We start from the raw sequence: 17,345 nt of genomic DNA on the forward strand, positions 1-17,345 counted from the left end.
TACCTGCCACGCCGATTGGCCCAACCAATTTGAGCTCCGGCGCCGTCGCGGGAATTATGCAGCGAAATTGTCGTCCCGCATCCGCATGCCGGGCCGGCGCCTCTGGAGCGAGACATGAACGAAAGGCAGTACCCCGCCACCGCCGCCGCGCACGTCTACCTGTTCGCGACCTGCCTGGTCGACCTGTTCGTCCCCGAAGCCGGGCTCGACGCGGTCCGCCTGCTGGAACGCGAGGGCCTGACCGTCCACTATCCGCGCGGCCAGAGCTGCTGCGGGCAACCGGCCTACAGCAGCGGCAATCCCGACGAAGCGCGCCGCGTCGCGGCCGCGCAGCTCGACCTGTTCGCCGAACCGTGGCCCGTGATCGTGCCGTCCGGCTCGTGCGCGGGCATGATCCGCCACCATTGGCCGGCGCTGTTCGCCGACGATCCGGTCCACGGCCCGACAGCCCGCGCGATCGCGGAGCGAACCTACGAACTCGCCGAATTCCTCGTCCATGTGCTCGACGTGCAACTCGACGCGGCCACGGCCAACGCCGGGCCCGACGAGCGCGTGGTGCTGCACACGTCGTGCGCGGCCCGCCGCGAGATGGGCACGCGCGTCCACGGCGTCGCACTCGTCGACGCGCTGCCGGGCGTGACGCGCATCGAACACGAACGCGAATCCGAATGCTGCGGCTTCGGCGGCACGTTCTCGCTGAAACATCCGGACATTTCCGGCGCGATGGTGCGCGACAAGGTCGCGTCGGCCTGCGCGACGGGCTGCGACCGGCTCGTGTCCGCCGACTGCGGCTGCCTGCTGAACATCGGCCATGCTGCGACCAAGGCCGGCGCGCCGCTGCCGGTCGAGCACCTCGCCAGCTTCCTGTGGCGGCGCACGGCAGGCGCCGCGTCGCTGCGCGGAGACAAGCAATGAGTGCGCGCGACGCGATCCTCAAGCGGTTGCGCGCCGCCGCGCCGGGTGTCGCCGCCGAGGCCGCCCCCGCGCTCGACGCACGCATCGACACGCATTACGACGCGCACCGCTCGCCGATCGAGACCGCACGCGATCCGCACGCGCTAGCCCACGCGATGCAGGCAGCGCTCGCCGCGTCGCACGCGGACGTCTGGTGCGCGACCGGCGACGAATGGCCCGCGCAGCTCGCCGCGCGGCTCGCCGATGCCGGTGTGCGCCGCCTGCTGCTCGACCCGGCCCGCGCCGAATCCGCGGCGCTCGCCCGCGTACTGCCCGGCACGATCGCGCCCGTGCCGTTCGACCGGCCGATCGATGCGTGGAAGGCCGAACTGTTCGACACGATCGACGCGGGCTTCACCGTCGCCCGCTCGGGCATCGCGGCCACCGGCACCGTCGTGCTCGCGCCCGATGCCGGCACGCCGCGCACGGTATCGCTGGTGCCGCCGCTGCATGTCGCGCTCGTCCACGCGAGCACGCTGCATCCTGACCTTCACGCGGCGGTACACGCTGAGCGCTGGCACGCCGGCATGCCGACGAACCTCGTGCTGGTGTCGGGTCCGTCGAAGACGTCCGACATCCAGCAGACGCTCGCCTACGGCGCGCACGGCCCGCGCCGCCTGTGGGTCGTGATCGTCACCGATACGGCGGCCGCACACCCGCCCGCCACCGCCAGCGAGGACCTTCCGCAATGAGCGACCACACGCTGCAATTCGTCGCCCCCGGCGACTTCAAGGCCCGTGCGCGCGCCGCGCTCGACGATCCCGCGCTGCGCAAGAGCTTTCGCGGCGCGATGGACTTCCTGCAAGGCAAGCGCGCGACGCAGTTCCCCGACGACACCGAGCTGCAGCAGCTGCGCGACCTCGGCGAAGCCGTGCGGCAGCACGCGCTCGCGCAGTTGCCCGCGCTGCTCGAACGGCTCGAAACGAAGCTCACCGAAGCCGGCGTGCACGTGCACTGGGCCGAGACAGCCGCCGACGCGAATGCGATCGTGCTCGGCATCGCGCAGGCGAGGAAAGCGCGCCGCGTGATCAAGGGCAAGTCGATGGCAAGCGAGGAAATCGAGCTGAACCATTACCTCGCGGAGCACGGCGTCGACTGCATCGAATCCGACATGGGCGAATTCATCGTGCAGCTCGCGGGCGAGAAACCGTCGCATATCGTGATGCCGGCGATCCACAAGACGCGTGGCGACATCGCCGCGCTGTTCGAGGAACACATCCCCGGCACGCGCTACACGGAGGACGTCGACGAGCTGATCCAGACCGGCCGGCGCGCGCTACGCCGCGCGTTCGCCGACGCGGACATCGGTCTGTCGGGCGTGAACTTCGCGGCGGCCGACACGGGCACGCTGTGGCTCGTCGAGAACGAAGGCAACGGCCGCCTGTCGACGACGGTGCCCGACACGCACGTCGCGATCATGGGGATCGAGAAGGTCGTCGAGAAGCTCGAGCACATCGTGCCGTTGTCGAGCCTGCTCACGCGCTCGGCCACCGGGCAGGCGATCACGACCTACTTCAACCTGATCTCGGGCCCGCGCCGCGACGGCGAACGCGACGGCCCGCGCGAGCTGCATCTCGTGCTGCTCGACAACGGCCGCACGCAGGCCTACGCGGACGAGCAGCTGCGCGCAACGCTGCAGTGCATCCGCTGCGGCGCGTGCATGAACCACTGCCCCGTCTATACGCGCATCGGCGGCCACGCCTACGGCACGACCTACCCGGGCCCGATCGGCAAGATCATCTCGCCGCACCTGCTCGGCCTCGACGCGACGGCCGACCTGCCGACCGCGTCGACGCTGTGCGGCGCCTGCGGCGAGGTGTGCCCGGTGCGGATCCCGATCCCGCAACTGCTCGTGCGGCTGCGCACCGAAGCGAACCGCAAGCCCGACGAACCCGTCGCGCATCCGCTGCGCGGCCAGGGCGCGAACTACACCCGCGCGGAAGACCTCGTGTGGCGCTTCTGGTCGGGTGCGTTCGCGCATCCGCGCGCGTACCGCGCGTTCCGCTGGACCGCGACGCGGCTGCGTGCGCTGACGCCCGCGAAGCAGATGGGCTGGACGCAGCACCGCACGCCGCTCGAACCGGCACCGCGCAGCCTGTCGGACCTGCTGCGCGCACGCGGCCAGCCCGAGTAGCCGTTTCGATTTTCAAGCCGTACCGACAAAAACCTATGGAGGAGACATCCATGCAGGCCTGGCATCAGATCTACACCCCGCTCGGCAGCCTCGGGCTGTCGGCGTTCGTCGCCGCAATCCCGATCATCTTCTTTTTCGTTGCGCTGGCCGCGCTGCGGCTCAAGGGCCACGTCGCCGCGGCGATCACGCTGCTGCTGTCGCTCGGCGTCGCGATCCTCGCGTACGGGATGCCCGTGCCGCAGGCGCTCGCGGCGGCCGGCTTCGGCTTCGCGTACGGCCAGTGGCCGATCGCGTGGATCATCGTCGCGGCCGTGTTCCTCTACAAGATCGTCGTGAAGACCGGCCAGTTCGACATCATTCGCGCGTCCGTGCTGTCGATCACCGACGACCAGCGCCTGCAGATGCTGCTGATCGGCTTCTCGTTCGGCGCGTTCCTCGAAGGCGCGGCCGGCTTCGGCGCACCCGTCGCGATCACGGCCGCGCTGCTCGTCGGCCTCGGCTTCAAGCCGCTGCACGCGGCCGGACTGTGTCTGATTGCAAATACCGCGCCGGTCGCATTCGGTGCGATGGGCATTCCGATCATCGTCGCCGGACAGGTGACGGGCATCGACCCGTTCCATATCGGCGCGATGGCCGGCCGCCAGCTGCCGCTGCTGTCGCTCGCGGTGCCGTTCTGGCTCGTGTTCATGATGGACGGGCTGCGCGGCGTGCGGCAGACCTGGCCGGCCGCGCTCGTCGCGGGCGGCAGCTTCGCGGTGACGCAATACTTCACGTCGAACCACATCGGGCCCGAGCTGCCGGACATCACGTCGTCGCTCGTCAGCCTCGTCGCGCTCGCCGCGTTCCTGAAGGTCTGGCAGCCGCGCACCGCGAAGCAGGCGGCAGGCGGCCTCGTCGCGTCGGGCGGCGGCGCCGCGCTCGCGGGCTTCGGAAGCGCGGGCTCGCGCAACGGTTTCGGCACCGGCACGCGCCGGCAGGCGTCGCCGTACACGCTCGCGCAGACCGTGCGCGCGTGGTCGCCGTTCCTGATCCTGACGGCCGTCGTCACCGTATGGAGCATCGCGCCGTTCAAGGCGCTGTTCGCCGCGCACGGTGCACTCGCGTCGACCGTGCTGAAGTTCCATGTGGCGGGGCTCGACCAGCTCGTCATGAAAACCGCGCCGATCGCCGCGACACCGAAGGCGCTCGACGCCGTGCTGAAGATCGATCTCGTGTCGGCAGTGGGCAGCGCGATCCTCGTGACCGCGCTGATCTCGATGGCGCTGCTGCGGATGAAGCCGCGCGACGCGCTCGTCACGTTCGGCGAGACGCTGAAGGAGTTGACGCGCCCGATCCTGTCGATCGGCCTCGTGCTGGCATTCGCGTTCGTCGCGAACTATTCGGGGATGTCGTCGACGCTCGCGCTGATGCTGGCCGCGACCGGCGCGGCGTTCCCGTTCTTCTCGCCGTTCCTCGGCTGGCTCGGCGTGTTCCTGACGGGCTCGGACACGTCGTCGAATGCGCTGTTCTGCTCGCTGCAGCAGGCCACCGCCCATCAGCTCGGCGTGCCCGAGACGCTCGTGGTGGCCGCGAACACGACGGGCGGCGTGACCGCGAAGATGATCTCGCCGCAGTCGATCGCGGTTGCGTGCGCGGCGACGGGCCTCGTCGGCAAGGAGTCGGAGCTGTTCCGCTTCACGGTGCGGCACAGCCTGCTGTTCGCGGTGATCGTCGGGTTGATCACGCTCGCGCAGGCGTACGTGCTGCCGGGCATGGTGCCGTAAGCGGCGCACGCCCCAAAAAAACAAAACCCCACGCCCGGATGAGCGTGGGGTTTTTCGTTTCGCCGGTCGATCGCCCGCGTCGGCGGGCGATCGGCTGCGCGATCAGCTGCCCTTCGCGATGCGATCCTGGATGTGCTGCGCACGGCTCGCCGACGACGGGTGCGAGCTCATCATCGAGCTCGCGCCGCCGTCCATCTGCGCGAGCTTCTGGAAGCCGGTGACGAGGCCCTTCTGGGTCATGCCCTTCTGCTTCATCAGGTCGAACGAGTAGTCGTCCGCCGCGCTTTCCTGCGTCTGCGAGAACTGCGCGTTGATGAACTTCTCGGTGATGTCGCCGAGCTGCGAGCTCGACAGGGCCGCCACGCCCGGCGATGCCGCGCCGGCCGCGCTACGCGCCGCGCTCACCGCGTAGGCCGTCTGCATCGCCTTCTTCGAGTGACCCAGTGCAACGTGGCCCATTTCATGACCGATCACGCCGCGCAGCTCGTCGTCGTTCATCAGGTCCATCAGGCCGCTGTACACGCGCACGCAGCCGTTGCCCATCGCCCACGCGTTGACGTCCTTGGTCATGTAGACCTTGTAGTTGATCTTCTGGCCGTTCAGCGTCATGTCGCCGAAGCCCTTCATCACCTTCGTCAGGCGCTTCGCGTATGCGCTGTTCGCCGGCGCGATCTTCGACTCGGCGTCGCTGGACTTGCACGACTCGTTCGACAGTGCGGCGATGTCGCTGTCCGACAGCGTCGCCGCCTTGTACAGGTTCGTCCCCGCCGACGTCAGGCTGTTCGCGTCAAGGCTCTGTACCCCGCCGCACGCGCTCAACAGAAACGCCACGCCACACGCTGCCACCGCTTTCTTGAGTTGCATCCCGGAATCCCTCGATAGTTGTATTTGGGAGCGGCGATTTTGCATAATCCGGCAGAAAATTACCAGATGTTTACATCCGATGACACGTTGATTACTCAGCGGACAGGAATGAAGCGGTGCGCCGGCGCGGGATTGACGACGAAAAGCGGAGCAATCGCCGCAGCCGGGCGACGATCGGAAGGGGAAACGAGCCGGCTCAGGCCGTCTGGTCGCGGCGTCGCGTCAGCCGCCGCGCGACCAGCAGCGGCAGCCGCACCGCGAAGCCGGTGAACAGGCGCAGGTGCATCCACGCGAGCAGCGCGTTGTCGCGGCCGTAATGGAAATGCGAGACGCCGCCCTCGTGCCGGCCGAAATAGCGCACCGGCGCGTCGATGCGGATCGGCCGCACGCCGGCCCAGCACAGCCGCACGGCCGCCTCGGGATCGAAGTCGAAGCCGCGCATCCACGGCTGGCGGCGCATGATCGCGGCCAGCGGCGCGACCGGATACACGCGAAACCCGTACAGCGAATCGCCAATCCCGGCCCACAGCGTCTCGAGGTCGGCCCATGCGTTCGACAGCCGGCGGCCCTGCACGCGCAACTGCGGCGCGCTCGCGTCGAACTTCGGCACGCCCAGCACCATCGCGCCGGGCGCGGCCTGCGACGCGGCCATGAATGCGGGAATCAGGTCGGCCGGATGCTGGCCGTCGGAATCCATCGTCAACACATGCGTGAAGCCGCTCGCGGCGGCCGCGTCGAGCCCGGCGAGCACCGCGGCGCCCTTGCCGCGGTTCTCCGGCAGCACGATCACGCGCAACCCCGGGTCGCGCTCGGCCATCGCCTGCAGCCGTTCGGCGCTGCCGTCGGTGCTGCCGTCGACGACGACCCACACCGGATTCCACTGCGCCCGGGCGTTGCGCACGGTCGTGTCGACCTTGACGCCCGGGTTGTAGCTCGGAATCAGGACGAGATGGGTGGACGAGGCGTGCAGCTTAGACATGGAAACGGCCGATTGCGAAGACGGGGATCCTGACAAAAGTTTATGACTTGCCGGCGACCGTCGGCAGGCTTCGTCGACGTCGCCCGCGTGCGGGGCCGGTTGCCCGATCGTGAGGCTTTCTCGCTTCATGACAGCCACGCCTCCTCATGACCCGCACTGGCCTCGATTTCGACCAGCAGGTCGTCGCGGCACACGTCCGCATGAACGACGAGCGGCCGCACGTCGGGGCCGGCCGCCTCGCGCAGCACGCACTCGATCGCGGCCAGCGCCGCGGTATCGCCGGCGTCGCGCACGTAGACGCGATAGCTCAGGTCGGCGAGCGAGAACGGGCCGTACCCCTGGCGCGCGGCCTGCTCGAGCACGGCCGCGAGGTTCGCGACCGTCTCGCGCGTTTGCGCGACGACGTCGCCGTGATGCACGGTGCGGTGCCCGACGATGCTCGCGGTGCCCGACACGAACAGCACCGGCGCGGCATCGCCTTCCGACCATGCGGCCGCGCGCGCGAACGTCGGCGCACGCGGGCCGTACTCCGCCGGATAGTGATAAGCGCTGACCTGGCGCGGGTTCTCGACCGGATCGGCCGGCGTGCGGCTCGCGAGGAAATGGATCGCGAGCGGCGCGGCCGGCGATGCATCGCCCGCGACCGGCACGACCGAACCGAGCGCGCATGCGGCCGGCACGCCGCCCGTCAGCGCACGGCGGCACGCGTCGAACGCGTGCTGGCGGCCGATATTGAACTGACGATAGCGCTCGATCCCAAGCTGCACCGCATTGATCGCCGGCACGGTATTCCAGATGCGCAGCGGATGCGGCATGCCGAGCGAATCGAGCACGTCGAACAGCGCGCGGTACGCATCGTGCGTCGCACGTTCGAGCGGCGTACCGCCGTCGTGCGTTTCGCTCGTCTCGTGCACGACGATGCTGCCGAACACGAGGCCCGCCGTTTCGCTGTACCGATAGTGCAGCGCGCCGCGCCGTTCGCTGCGCAGGTCGCGCGCATGGCATTGCCAGATTTCGCAGACGGCGTCGTCCGGCGCGATGCCGGCACCGAGCAGCGTCATCGGCACCGGCGCGACCGGCAGGTCGGGCACGACATCGGCCAGCATCCGTGCCGCCGCGTCCGCGTACGATGCGTCCTGCAGGCCGGCCGCGCCAATGCACACCGCACCCAATGCGCCAGGAAACGCGCGCTCGAATCCGTCGCCATGACTGCGCGCATCGTCCAGCAACGCGGCGAGCCGCGCATGGCTCATCCGGACGAGCCGCAGTGCGCGGCCGCCGTCGTGCGCGAGCGGCGTGCGCGATGCGGCCGGCCCGGCCGCCGTCTGCCCGCGCGCGACGGGCGCGGCGGAGGACGACAGGGAACACGGGCGCCGTTCGGCGTCGACTGGATGCACTGACACTTCGATTTCCTCACTGTGCGGCGCAGGCCGCGCAACATCGCGGCTTGCGCCGCGTTGCGTTACGTCACGCCGACGCTGCGCCTCGTCATGCAAGCCCGCCGTTGACGGACAGCACCTGCCCCGTCACATAGGCCGCGGCGTCGGACACCAGGTACGCGACCATCGCCGCGACTTCGTCGGGCCGGCCCGCGCGCTGCGCGGGCACGAGCTGCTTGATGCGTTCGGCGGGAAACGCGTGTTCGGCCATCGGCGATTCGATGATGCCGGGCGCGACTGCATTCACGGTGATGCCGCGCGACGCGAGCTCGAGCGACAGCGACTTCGTCGCGCCGATCAGCCCCGCCTTCGCGGCCGCATAGTTGACCTGCCCGCGATTGCCGGTCACGCCGGCCACCGACGCGATGTTGACGATCCGACCGCGCCGCGTGCGGATCATCGGCAACAACAGCGGCTGCGTGACGTTGAAGAAGCCGTTGAGCGTCACGTCGATCACGCTGTGCCACTGCCGGCGCGACATGCCGGCCATCGGCGCGTCGTCGTGAATGCCCGCGTTGTTGACGAGGATCTGCACCGGCGCATCGTCGATGAACGGCTTCAGCGCGGCGAGCGTCGCATCGCCATCGGTCACGTCGAACGCGATCGCATGCGCGGTGCCGCCGGCCGCGACGATCTGCTGCGCGACTGCCTCCGCCTGCGCGAGATGGCGGTTCGCGTGCACCCACACTTCATGGCCGGCCTGCGCGAGCGCCGTGCAGATCGCCTGCCCGAGTGCACCGCTGCCGCCCGTCACGAGCGCCCGCATCGAATTGCTCCGTTCATCGCGTTCCACCTCGATCGACGCGGCCGCGTATCGTCTGCCGATCGCTGCCGCGTGCCGTCATCATCTGCGCGCCGCGCCCGTGCGCGACGCGCTCACTTCGTGCGGTGCGCGGCGACGTACGCAGCCAGTGCACCGAGCGTCGCAAAGATCTTCTGGTTGTCCGGATTGTCCGAACGCAGCTCGAAGCCGTATTTCTTCGAGATCAGCAGTGCGATTTCCAGGATGTCGATGGAGTCGAGCCCGAAACCCTCGCCATACAGCGGGGTGTCGGCCGTCACTGTTTCGAGCGGGACGTCTTCGAGATTCAGTTCGCCGATGATCAGCGTGGCGAGCTCTTGTTCCAGTGCGTTCATCATGCGTGCGGGCAGGCGGTCCATGGCAGCGGAAGGCGCCCGGAAACGGCTATCGCCATGCACGCCCGGCGCGTGCGAATCTCCGTCCCTCCGGCGTCTGCCGGCTTCCCCGCCTGCGTTATTTGGGGATCGTTTGTAAAAGTTACGCGGATTCTAGACGAACGGGTATCGGGCCGTATACCGCCAATGGTTACAGACTGGCGAGCCGGCGCCGCGGCCCGTTTCGGGACCCGAATGCACCAGACGCTTGAGCCGCTTCGGATGGAAATGGACCGACCCCACGAAACCGTTCGTCCGACGCCATACAATCGGTTACAAAACCCGTTCACGCCCGCCCCGAACACGCGGTGCCGCGGCCCTAAAATGAGCGTGCCCGACCACCGGCCCGGACCCGCGTCCCGGCCGCCATTCATATGATGTTTGACGGCCCGACCACCGCGTCCGGCCACGATCTTCCCGATGTCGCCAGTCATGCCGCGCCCGTCCTTCCGCTCCGTTCCGGTTCGCCCGTCCGTCCGCTGCCGCCCGGCCGCCGGTGACGGGTATCCGCGCCGCGCTCGAGGAGGCCGTCGATGAGCCGGCTGCTGCCCGCCGCCCGCGGCATCGCCGCAGTCGGCGCCGTCGCGGCGTACCAGGCCGGCGCGCACTACGCGGCCGCGACGCCCGGCGCACACGGCTTCGGCCTCGCAATGGCGCTCGTGCCGCCGCTGCTGCTCGCGCTCGGCGCGGCACTGCGCTCGCCGCATCGCGCGTGGCTCGTGCCGGCGTGGCTGCTTGCCGCCGCCGCGCTGTGGGCCGCGCGCGTGCCGCTCGCCCGGCATTTCGAATGGGGCCTGTATCTGGAACACGCGAGTTTCAACCTCGCGATGGCGCTGCTGTTCGGCCGTACGCTCGCGGCCGGCCAGGTGCCGCTGTGCACGCGCTTCGCGACGATGATCCACGGCGCGATCACGCCGGCCGTCGCGCGCTACACGCGGCAGATCACGCTCGCGTGGACGCTGTTCTTCGTCGCGATCGCCGCCGTGTCGACTTTGCTGTTCGCGACCGCGCCGATCGTCACGTGGTCGACGTTCGCGAACTACCTGTCGCTGCCGCTCGTCGCCGTGATGTTCGCCGCCGAGCATGCGTGCCGGCGCTTCGCACTGCCGCACGAACCGCGGCCGCGCATGGTCGATGCGGTGCGCGCGTATCGCGCGACGACCCACGCATCGCAGGCGTCACGATGAATTCCCGGCCGGCGCGGCGCGCCGGCCTTCGCTCCCGTTTTGACCGATTTATGCCGACTCACCCGCTGGTTTTCCATTCATCGCCGGACCAGACGATCGCCTGGCGCGACGGCGCACCCGTCACCGTGCGCGCATTCGTCGCCGACGTCGCGCGCGTGGCCGCCGCGCTGCCCGACGGCGGCCACGTGTTCAACGTGTGCCGCGACCGCTACCGCTTCGCGGTCAGCCTGTGCGCCGCACTCGTTGCCGGCAAGATCAGCCTGCTGCCGTCGACGCACACGCCGGAAATGGTCCGCCAGCTCGCATCGTTCGCACCCGACGCGTTCTGCCTGCACGACGCACCCGACTGCACGATCGACCTGCCGCGCTTCGCCTACCCCGATGCCGCCTCCGGCGGGCTCGCGAGCGATGCGCCGTTCGCCGTCCCGCAGATCGATGCGGCACGGATCATGGCCTACGTGTTCACGTCCGGCTCGACCGGCGCGCCGGTGCCGCACCGCAAGACCTGGGGCTTCCTGGTCGGCTGCGTGCGCGCGGCGGCCGACCGCCTCGGGCTGCTCGACGGCCGCGCGGCCACGCTGATCGGCACGGTGCCCGCGCAGCACATGTACGGCTTCGAGTCGACGGTGCTGCTCGCGCTGATCGGCGGCCTCGCGTTCAGCAATCGCCAGCCGTTCTACCCGGTCGACATTCGCGACGAACTCGACGCGATTCCGCAGCCGCGCGTACTCGTCACGTCGCCGATCCACCTGCGTGCGCTGCTGGCGGCCGGCCATGCGCTGCCGCCCGCGACGCTCGTGCTGTCGGCCACCGCGCCGCTGTCGGAAAAGCTCGCGTGCGAAGCCGAGGCCGCGCTCGACGCGCCGCTCGTCGAGATCTACGGCAGCACCGAGACCGGCCAGATCGCCACCCGCCGCACGTCGCAAGGCGCGACGTGGGCGTTGTTCCCGGGCATCCGGCTCGACGCGCGCGACGAACCGGAAAGCGACGACGGCGAACCGACGATCTGGGTATCGGGCGGGCACGTCGAGGCACCCGTGCCGATGGGCGATGCGCTCGAACTGCTCGGCGACGGCCGGTTCCTGCTGCACGGCCGCAAGGCCGACCTCGTCAACATCGCCGGCAAGCGCACGTCGCTCGCTTACCTGAACCATCAGCTCAATGCGATTCCGGACGTGATCGACGGCGTGTTCTTCATGCCCGACGAAGCCGCGCCGGCGCACGCCGATGCGGGCCTCGAACCGGTCACGCGCCTCGTCGCGCTGGTCGTCGCGCCGACGCTCGCGGCAGCCGATCTGCAGCGCGCGTTGCGCGAGCGGATCGATCCCGCGTTCATGCCGCGCCCGCTCGTATTCGTCGACGCGCTGCCGCGCAACGAAACGGGCAAGCTGCCGCGCGACGTGCTCGCCGCACTCGTTGCGCAACATGCGCGCACCGCGGCCGTGCCGACGCCCGTACGCGACCCGGCCGGCACGCCCGCGCCCGCGCTCGGGTTCACGATCCCGGCCGATCACCCGGCGCTGCCCGGCCACTTCCCCGGCCATCCGGTCGTGCCGGGCGTCGTGCTGCTCGATCACGCGATCCATGCGATCGGCACGGCGCTGAACCGCCCGTTGCATACGTGGCGGCTCGGTTCCGCGAAATTCCTGAGCCCGGTCGCGCCCGGCGAACCGCTCGATCTCGCGTACGACGCCGCGGCCAGCGGCGCGATCCGCTTCACGCTGCGCGCCGGCGCGCGCGAGGTCGCGAGCGGCGTGCTGTCCGCGCCGCCGGCCGCGCAGGATGGCGCGCAGCCATGAAGCGCACCACGTGGGCCGAACGCCAGGAGCGCAGCAACGCAGGCCTGCTGCGCGCGATGACGTGGATCTCGCTGCGCTTCGGCCGGCAGCGCGCGCGCGTCGTACTGCACCTGATCGCGACGTATTTCGTGCTGTTCTCGCCGGTCGCGTGCGCGGCGTCGCGCGACTACCTGCGCCGCGTGCTCGGCCGCCCCGCGCGCTGGCGCGACGTGTACCGGCACGTGTTCACGTTCGCGGCGACGATCCACGACCGCGTCTACCTGATGAACGGGCGCTTCGACCTGTTCGACATCCGGCTGCACGGTGAAACGCTCGTCGACGAGGCGCTCGCGGGCGGACGCGGTGCGTTCCTGATGGGCGCGCACCTCGGCAGCTTCGAGGTCGTGCGCGCGATCGGCCGCACGCACCCGGACCTGCGCGTCGTCGTCACGATGTACGAGAAGAATGCGCGCAAGATCAACGCGACGCTCGCGGCCGTGAATCCCGCCGCGCAGCCGGAAGTGATTCCGCTCGGGCAGGTCGACTCGATGCTGAAGGTGCGCGAGCGCCTCGACGCGAACTGCATGGTCGGCATGCTCGCCGACCGCACACTGCTCGACGACGCGGCCGCGTCGCTGCGCCGGCTGCCGCTGCTCGGCGCGCCGGCCGCGTTCCCGCTCGGGCCGCTCTACATGGCCGCGATGCTGAAACGCCCGGTGATCTTCATGACGGGCCTCTATCGCGACGGCAACCGCTACGATGTGCACTTCGAGACGCTCGCCGATTTCTCCGACGTGCGGCGCGACGCACGCGCGGCGGCCGTCGACGCGGCGCTCGCGCGCTACGTCGCGCTGCTCGACAAGTACTGCCGCGCGGCACCGTACAACTGGTTCAACTATTTCGATTTCTGGCAAGGCGGCGATGCCGCGGCTGCGCGCAGCGACGCGGCGCGCGCCGGTGCCGGCCTGTCCGCCACGAGGGATTCCGACGCATGACCGCCGTTCGCCGCTGCCTGCCCACGCTCCCGTCCGCGCTGCGTCGTGCCGCCCGCACGCTGGCCGTCACCGTCGCTGCAACCACCGCCGCGATCGCGCTGACGGCCGTGCCGGCGCAGGCGGCCGACACGGCGCCGGCGTGGACCCTCGACCGGCTGATGTCGACGCTTGCGCAGCACAAATCGGGACGGGCGACGTTCACCGAGACGAAATACCTGTCGATCGCGACGCAGCCGGTCGAGTCGTCCGGCGAACTCGTGTTCGTCGCGCCCGACCATCTCGAGAAGCACACGCTGAGCCCGAAGCCCGAACACCTCGTCGTCGACGGCGACATGCTCACCGTCGAGCGCAACAACCGCAAGTACACGCTCGCGCTCGCACGCTATCCGGAACTCGGCGCGTTCATCGACAGCATCCGCGCGACGCTCGCCGGCAACCGCTTCGCGCTCGAACAGGTGTACAAGGTCGCGCTCGCCGGGCGCGGCGACGACTGGACGCTGACGCTCACGCCGCTCGACTCGCGGATGCTGAAGGTCGTCAGCACGATCACGCTCGACGGCACGCGCGACGCGTTGCGCAGCGTCGCGATCCGGCAGGCCGACGGCGACCGTTCGGTGATGCGCCTGCAACCCGTTCCGGCGAACCCGAACTGATGGACGAACGCACCCGGCCCCCGTCGTCACCGGTCGCCCGCCGCCTGCATGCGCTGCGGCAGCGCGCGGTGCTCGTGTGGCTGCTCGTGCTTCTCGCGTGCGGCGTCGCGATCGGGCGCGCGCACTTCACGGCCGACCTGTCCGCGTTCCTGCCGAGCTCGCCGAGCGCCGGGCAGCGCGTGCTCGTCGACCAGTTGCACGACGGCATCGTGTCGCGGCTGATCCTCGTCGCGATCGACGGCGGCGATGCCACGACGCGCGCCGCGCAGTCGCGGCGCGTCGCCGGTGCGCTGCGCGCCGATCCGCAGTTCGCGGCCGTTCACAACGGCGAAGCCGCGAACGACGCACGCGACCGCCAGTTCATCTTCGATCACCGCTACCTGCTGAGCCCGGCCGTCACGCCGCAGCGCTTCAGCGCCGCCGGCCTGCATCAGGCGCTCGGCGACAGCCTCGACCTGCTGAGTTCGTCGGCCGGCCTCGTGGCCAAGGCGATGCTGCCGCGCGATCCGACCGGTGAAGTCGCCACGCTCGTCGACCAGCTCGACAGCGCGGCGGAACCGGCGAACCGCGACGGTGTGTGGGCGTCGCGCGACGGCACGCGTGCGGTGCTCGTCGTGCAGACGGCCGCGGCCGGTTCCGATACCGACGCTCAGGCCCGCGCGATCGACACCGTGCATCGCGCGTTCGCCGCCGCGAAGCAGGCCGTGCCGAACGCCGCCGCGACCACGCTCGCGATGACGGGCCCCGGCGTGTTCTCGGTCGACACGCGCGACACGATCCGGCACGACGTCGAACGGCTGTCGACGGCGAGCGTCGTGCTGATCGTCGCGCTGCTGCTGACGCTGTACCGTTCGCCGCGCACGCTCGCGCTCGGCTTGCTGCCGGTGCTGACGGGCGTCGCGGCGGGAATCGCGGCGGTCAGCCTCGCGTTCGGTACGGTCCACGGGCTGACGCTCGGCTTCGGTACGACCCTGATCGGCGAAGCCGTCGACTATTCGATCTACCTGTTCGTGCAGTCGGCGAAGGCCGGCACGCGCGGCGCGGCGCGCCCGGCCGACGCGATGCGCGCATGGGTCGCCGCGTACTGGCCGACGATCCGGCTCGGTGTGCTGACGTCCGTATGCGGTTTCGCGTCGATGCTGTTCTCCGGATTCCCGGGCCTCGTGCAACTCGGGCTGTATTCGATCGTCGGGCTGACGTCCGCCGCGCTCGTCACGCGCTTCGTGCTGCCGCACCTGCGCGGCGAGCATGTCGCGATCCGCGACGTGTCGCGCGTCGGTGCCGTGCTCGCGCGCGCGGCCGACGCCGCCCCGCAGCTACGCTGGCCGCTCGCCGTGCTGGTGATCGCCGCGGGCGCGACGCTCGTGCTGCATCGCGACGGCCTGTGGAGCCGCGAACTCGCCGCGCTGAGCCCCGTGCCGGCGAAAGCGCAGGCACTCGACGCACGGCTGCGCGCCGATGTCGGCGCACCCGACGTGCGCTATCTCGTCGTGATTTCCGCATCGACCGAACAGGCCGCGCTCGAAGGCGTCGAAAAAGTGGCCGCGCAATTGCAGCCGCTCGTCGACCAGGGCGCGCTCGCCGGTTTCGAAAGCCCCGCGCGCTACCTGCCGAGCGACGCCGCGCAGCGCGCGCGCCAGGCGAGCCTGCCCGATGCCGGCGTGCTCGCCGCGCGGATGCACGACGCCGTCGCGAACCAGCCGATCGCGGTCAAGCCCGACCTGTTCGCACCGTTCATCACCGACGTCGACGCCGCACGCCGCGCGCCGCTGCTGACGCGCGCCGACCTGCGCGGCACATCGATGGCGCTCGCCGTCGATGCGCTGCTGACCGAACGTGACGGCCGCTGGAGCGCGATGCTGCCGCTGCGCGCGCCGGATGCCGCCCGCACTGCGCACCCGGCATCGAGTCTCGATGCGACGCCGATTCGCGCGGCTGTCGCGCGCGCGGGCGTGCCCGATGCGCTGTTCGTCGACATGAAGGCCGAAGCCGATCGCCTGTACGTGAGCTACGTGCATGAAGACATCCGGCTGTCGCTCGCGGGTTTTGCCGCCATCGCCGTGCTGCTGCTGATCGCACTGCGCTCGCCGCGCCGCGTCGTGCGTGCGCTCGCGCCGCTCGTCGCGGCCGTGCTGGTCGTGACGGCCGGCTTCGCGCTCGCCGGCGTGCAACTGACGATCCTGCATCTCGTCGGGATGCTGCTGATCGTCGCGGTCGGCTCGAACTATGCGCTGTTCTTCTGCAAGCGCGACGACGCGCAGCCCGTCACGCCCTACACGCTCGTGTCGCTGCTGATCGCGAACCTCGCGACGGTCGCCGGCTTCGGGTTGCTGGCGCTGTCGCGCGTGCCGCTGCTCGAGACCTTCGGGCTGACCGTCGGCCCGGGCGCGATGCTCGCGCTCGCGTTCGCGGCGATTCTCGCGCCGCGCGCGGCCGCGTCCGCGGTCGTCGACCGTCATCGAGGAGGCCGCGCATGAACGCGCCGTCGTCCGTTCCGTCGCGACAGCCCGGCGACACGCGCCGCTGGAAGCCGACGCCGCTGATCGCGGGCACCGCCGCGCTGCACGCGGGCGCGGCCGCCGCCGTCATCGCGCAACCGGCCACGTGGCCGTGGGCCGTCGGCGGCGTGGTCGCGTCGCATCTCGCGCTGACCGCCGCCGGCCTGTGGCCGCGCAGCACGCTGCTCGGCCCGAACTGGACACGCCTGCCGCCCGGTGCCGGCCGCCGCATCGCGCTGACGATCGACGACGGCCCGGACCCGGACGTCACGCCACGCGTGCTCGACCTGCTCGATCGTTACGACGCGCGCGCGACGTTCTTCTGCATCGGCGATCTCGCGCGTCGTCATCCGCGGTGGATCGAAGCAATCGTCGCGCGTGGCCACGCGATCGAGAACCACAGCCAGCGGCATGTGCATACGTTCTCGCTGTCGGGGCCCGCCGCGCTGCGGCGCGAGATCACGGCCGCGCAGCAGACGCTGACCGAGATCGCCGGTACGCGCCCGCTGTTCTTCCGCGCGCCGGCCGGCCTGCGCAATCCGTTTCTCGAGCCGGTGCTGTGCGAACTCGGCCTGCAGCTGGCGAGCTGGACGCGGCGCGGTTTCGATACGCGTGCACGCGATGCTGCAACCGTCACGCGCCGCCTGCTGCACGGTCTCGCCGCACGCGACATCCTGCTCGTGCACGACGGCCACGCGGCGCGCGATGCACGCGGCGAACCGGTCGTGCTCGACGTGCTGCAAGCGGTGCTGCGCGCGGCCGCCGACGCGCAGTTGCACTGGACCACGCTGCGCGCGGCGCTCGCGCCCGAACCGCCCGGCGGGCCGGGCGGGCCGGCCGGTTCGGCCTCCCCGTTTGATAAAATCTGACCTCGAACGGCGCGCGTGCCAGCCCTGCTGCGGCGCCCGTTCCGGCCACCGGATGC

General features: G+C 70.5%; 15 protein-coding genes. 10 read left to right on the forward strand and 5 right to left on the reverse strand.

The window, feature by feature from the left end:
* Positions 1-114: 114 nt before the first annotated feature.
* Genes BCO18175_RS29265 through BCO18175_RS29280 form a run of 4 tightly spaced genes read left to right on the forward strand, consistent with a single transcriptional unit; the run spans position 115 to position 4,851 of the window.
* Complete coding sequence (locus BCO18175_RS29265) at positions 115-915, forward strand: (Fe-S)-binding protein (RefSeq protein WP_174986156.1); 801 nt, start codon at positions 115-117, stop codon at positions 913-915.
* On the forward strand, positions 912-1,646 hold the full coding sequence (locus tag BCO18175_RS29270; RefSeq protein WP_174986158.1) for a LutC/YkgG family protein: 735 nt from the start codon (positions 912-914) through the stop codon (positions 1,644-1,646). Before BCO18175_RS29265 ends, BCO18175_RS29270 begins: the two co-directional genes overlap by 4 nt.
* On the forward strand, positions 1,643-3,088 hold the full coding sequence (locus BCO18175_RS29275; RefSeq protein ID WP_174915424.1) for a LutB/LldF family L-lactate oxidation iron-sulfur protein: 1,446 nt from the start codon (positions 1,643-1,645) through the stop codon (positions 3,086-3,088). Before BCO18175_RS29270 ends, BCO18175_RS29275 begins: the two co-directional genes overlap by 4 nt.
* A 50-nt stretch (positions 3,089-3,138) precedes the next feature.
* Positions 3,139-4,851: a lactate permease LctP family transporter gene (locus tag BCO18175_RS29280; protein WP_174986160.1), complete on the forward strand. Its 1,713-nt coding sequence runs from the start codon at positions 3,139-3,141 to the stop codon at positions 4,849-4,851.
* Positions 4,852-4,953: 102 nt separating this feature from the next.
* Here the strand turns inward: BCO18175_RS29280 and BCO18175_RS29285 are convergent, their stop codons facing one another.
* From BCO18175_RS29285 to BCO18175_RS29305, 5 genes are all read right to left on the reverse strand, one after another.
* Positions 4,954-5,715, reverse strand: coding sequence for a M48 family metalloprotease (locus BCO18175_RS29285; RefSeq protein ID WP_174915426.1), 762 nt, complete (start codon positions 5,713-5,715; stop codon positions 4,954-4,956).
* A 196-nt stretch (positions 5,716-5,911) separates the two neighbouring features.
* The gene (locus tag BCO18175_RS29290; protein WP_174986162.1) at positions 5,912-6,694 is read right to left on the reverse strand and encodes a glycosyltransferase family 2 protein; all 783 of its coding nucleotides are present in this window, start codon (positions 6,692-6,694) and stop codon (positions 5,912-5,914) included.
* A gap of 125 nt (positions 6,695-6,819) precedes the next feature.
* Positions 6,820-8,097 carry an endoribonuclease L-PSP gene (locus BCO18175_RS29295; protein ID WP_174986164.1) on the reverse strand — a complete coding sequence of 426 codons (1,278 nt, stop codon included), beginning with the start codon at positions 8,095-8,097 and terminating at the stop codon, positions 6,820-6,822.
* An 85-nt stretch (positions 8,098-8,182) separates the two neighbouring features.
* Positions 8,183-8,899, reverse strand: a complete 717-nt coding sequence (gene fabG, locus BCO18175_RS29300; RefSeq protein ID WP_174986166.1) for a 3-oxoacyl-ACP reductase FabG — start codon at positions 8,897-8,899, stop codon at positions 8,183-8,185.
* 110 nt (positions 8,900-9,009) lie between these two features.
* Positions 9,010-9,294 carry a phosphopantetheine-binding protein gene (locus tag BCO18175_RS29305; protein ID WP_174973239.1) on the reverse strand — a complete coding sequence of 95 codons (285 nt, stop codon included), beginning with the start codon at positions 9,292-9,294 and terminating at the stop codon, positions 9,010-9,012.
* Between the two features lie 548 nt (positions 9,295-9,842).
* Between BCO18175_RS29305 and BCO18175_RS29310 the strand changes: the two genes are divergently transcribed.
* Genes BCO18175_RS29310 through BCO18175_RS29335 form a run of 6 tightly spaced genes read left to right on the forward strand, consistent with a single transcriptional unit; the run spans position 9,843 to position 17,289 of the window.
* Entirely contained in the window at positions 9,843-10,496 is a 654-nt protein-coding gene (locus BCO18175_RS29310; protein WP_174986168.1) for a hypothetical protein, read from the forward strand.
* 50 nt (positions 10,497-10,546) lie between these two features.
* A complete protein-coding gene (locus BCO18175_RS29315) occupies positions 10,547-12,295 on the forward strand; it encodes an acyl-CoA synthetase family protein (protein ID WP_174986171.1) in 1,749 nt (582 codons plus the stop codon).
* On the forward strand, positions 12,292-13,269 hold the full coding sequence (locus BCO18175_RS29320) for an LpxL/LpxP family acyltransferase (protein WP_174986173.1): 978 nt from the start codon (positions 12,292-12,294) through the stop codon (positions 13,267-13,269). Before BCO18175_RS29315 ends, BCO18175_RS29320 begins: the two co-directional genes overlap by 4 nt.
* The gene (locus tag BCO18175_RS29325; protein WP_174986175.1) at positions 13,266-13,922 is read left to right on the forward strand and encodes an outer membrane lipoprotein carrier protein LolA; all 657 of its coding nucleotides are present in this window, start codon (positions 13,266-13,268) and stop codon (positions 13,920-13,922) included. Before BCO18175_RS29320 ends, BCO18175_RS29325 begins: the two co-directional genes overlap by 4 nt.
* On the forward strand, positions 13,922-16,399 hold the full coding sequence (locus BCO18175_RS29330) for an MMPL family transporter (protein WP_174986177.1): 2,478 nt from the start codon (positions 13,922-13,924) through the stop codon (positions 16,397-16,399). The genes BCO18175_RS29325 and BCO18175_RS29330 overlap by 1 nt, the downstream gene beginning before the upstream one ends.
* A complete protein-coding gene (locus BCO18175_RS29335) occupies positions 16,396-17,289 on the forward strand; it encodes a polysaccharide deacetylase family protein (protein WP_174986179.1) in 894 nt (297 codons plus the stop codon). The genes BCO18175_RS29330 and BCO18175_RS29335 overlap by 4 nt, the downstream gene beginning before the upstream one ends.
* Positions 17,290-17,345 lie beyond the last annotated feature (56 nt).

Origin of the sequence: Burkholderia lata (genome assembly GCF_902499335.1) — a bacterium.
Taxonomy (GTDB): domain Bacteria; phylum Pseudomonadota; class Gammaproteobacteria; order Burkholderiales; family Burkholderiaceae; genus Burkholderia; species Burkholderia lata_B.

Coding starts and splice junctions, on each gene's coding strand:
- BCO18175_RS29265 (WP_174986156.1), top strand. CDS start 115: ATGAACGAAAGGCAGTACCCCGCCACCGCCGCCGCGCACGTCTACCTG.
- BCO18175_RS29270 (WP_174986158.1), top strand. CDS start 912: ATGAGTGCGCGCGACGCGATCCTCAAGCGGTTGCGCGCCGCCGCGCCG.
- BCO18175_RS29275 (WP_174915424.1), top strand. CDS start 1,643: ATGAGCGACCACACGCTGCAATTCGTCGCCCCCGGCGACTTCAAGGCC.
- BCO18175_RS29280 (WP_174986160.1), top strand. CDS start 3,139: ATGCAGGCCTGGCATCAGATCTACACCCCGCTCGGCAGCCTCGGGCTG.
- BCO18175_RS29285 (WP_174915426.1), bottom strand. CDS start 5,715: ATGCAACTCAAGAAAGCGGTGGCAGCGTGTGGCGTGGCGTTTCTGTTG.
- BCO18175_RS29290 (WP_174986162.1), bottom strand. CDS start 6,694: ATGTCTAAGCTGCACGCCTCGTCCACCCATCTCGTCCTGATTCCGAGC.
- fabG (WP_174986166.1), bottom strand. CDS start 8,899: ATGCGGGCGCTCGTGACGGGCGGCAGCGGTGCACTCGGGCAGGCGATC.
- BCO18175_RS29305 (WP_174973239.1), bottom strand. CDS start 9,294: ATGGACCGCCTGCCCGCACGCATGATGAACGCACTGGAACAAGAGCTC.
- BCO18175_RS29310 (WP_174986168.1), top strand. CDS start 9,843: ATGAGCCGGCTGCTGCCCGCCGCCCGCGGCATCGCCGCAGTCGGCGCC.
- BCO18175_RS29315 (WP_174986171.1), top strand. CDS start 10,547: ATGCCGACTCACCCGCTGGTTTTCCATTCATCGCCGGACCAGACGATC.
- BCO18175_RS29320 (WP_174986173.1), top strand. CDS start 12,292: ATGAAGCGCACCACGTGGGCCGAACGCCAGGAGCGCAGCAACGCAGGC.
- BCO18175_RS29325 (WP_174986175.1), top strand. CDS start 13,266: ATGACCGCCGTTCGCCGCTGCCTGCCCACGCTCCCGTCCGCGCTGCGT.
- BCO18175_RS29330 (WP_174986177.1), top strand. CDS start 13,922: ATGGACGAACGCACCCGGCCCCCGTCGTCACCGGTCGCCCGCCGCCTG.
- BCO18175_RS29335 (WP_174986179.1), top strand. CDS start 16,396: ATGAACGCGCCGTCGTCCGTTCCGTCGCGACAGCCCGGCGACACGCGC.